The 365-nt window shown below is 57.0% G+C and carries 1 protein-coding gene; it reads left to right on the top strand.

Annotated elements, in window-relative coordinates:
* Positions 1 to 365, top strand: a 365-nt coding sequence (locus E4P00_RS23100) for a hypothetical protein (RefSeq protein ID WP_248133139.1), incomplete at both ends; no start/stop codon positions are given.

Genomic DNA, 365 nt, shown 5'->3' with positions numbered 1-365 from the left:
TGTCGGTCGAAATAGATGCCGACGAAAACCTGTTCTATATCGATGAGCAGGGGCGACGCCTGGAGATCGGTTACATCCCGTTGTCCGGTGGAGCGTTCGACCCGGGCGAAGGCCTTGCGGTGAGACGCAGCGGTGAAGGCGCGGTATTGATCGAGAGCATCGACGGCCTGTATCGGCTGTTCGAAATCGACCCGCAGAACAACTCACGGATGCGCTTGCACCTGCTGGGTGATCGCAATGAAGGGCGGATCTTTCTCGATTACGATGCCCAGGGAAGGCTTCACCGCTTGCGTGACACCCATGATTTCATGCACGTCGAGTTGAGTTATACAACTCAGCATCCGCGTCGTGTGAGCCACATCGAG

Origin of the sequence: Pseudomonas sp. B329 (assembly GCF_023127835.1) — a bacterium.
Taxonomy (GTDB): Bacteria; Pseudomonadota; Gammaproteobacteria; order Pseudomonadales; family Pseudomonadaceae; genus Aquipseudomonas; species Aquipseudomonas synxantha_A.
The sequence above is the reverse complement of the archived record's forward strand: the minus strand, read 5'-3'. Positions and strand labels throughout refer to the sequence as shown.